The organism is Pseudomonas orientalis, from assembly GCF_001439815.1.
Taxonomy (GTDB): domain Bacteria; phylum Pseudomonadota; class Gammaproteobacteria; order Pseudomonadales; family Pseudomonadaceae; genus Aquipseudomonas; species Aquipseudomonas orientalis.
In genome coordinates this window covers 1-590 of the sequence record NZ_JYLM01000032.1, presented here as the reverse complement: position 1 = coordinate 590, position 590 = coordinate 1, and the positions used below count along the sequence as shown (strand labels likewise).

Below are 590 nucleotides of genomic sequence, written 5' to 3'. Positions count from 1 at the left end.
AGAACTGCCTGCTTTTTATCAGGCCAAGCGCGACCTGTTTTGTGATTTGTTAAGCCCATCGCGCTTTACCTTCAAGCCGGTGGCGGGGACTTACTTTCAGTTGGTTGATTACTCCCTTATTCGTCCGGACCTTAATGATGTCGACATGGCCGTGTGGCTGACCCGCGAACATGGCGTGGCGACGATTCCGGTTTCGGTGTTCTACCAGACCCCGCCCGAAGGGCAGCGGCTGGTTCGTCTGTGTTTTGCAAAACGCGAGGAGACGCTGCGTGAAGCGGCAGGAAAACTATGCGTGATTTAAGTGCTTTACCCGATTTGACCGTAGCGCTGGTGCAGACCACGCTGGCCTGGCATGACCGTCAGGCGAATTTTGCGCATTTTGATGAGCTGCTTGAGCAGACAAAGGGTGCAGACCTGGTGGTTTTGCCAGAGATGTTCACCACCGGCTTTAGCATGGAGTCAAAAAACCTGGCCGAACCTGAAAATGGTCCCACCAGCAAGTGGTTGCAGGCTCAGGCCAAAAAGCTCGATGCAGTGGTCACTGGCAGCGTGATTGTGCTGGCAGCCGATGGCAGCCATCGCAACCGGCT

Annotated in this window: 2 protein-coding genes; both read left to right on the top strand. The window is 55.1% G+C overall.

Annotation, left to right across the window (positions count from 1 at the left end; all coding sequences use genetic code 11):
- A partial coding sequence (locus TU82_RS27340; RefSeq protein ID WP_156421708.1) for an aminotransferase class I/II-fold pyridoxal phosphate-dependent enzyme occupies window positions 1-301 on the top strand: 301 nt, incomplete at its 5' end.
- On the top strand, window positions 289-590 hold a 302-nt coding region (locus TU82_RS27335), incomplete at its 3' end, for a nitrilase-related carbon-nitrogen hydrolase (RefSeq protein ID WP_282955851.1). The genes TU82_RS27340 and TU82_RS27335, both read left to right, overlap by 13 nt.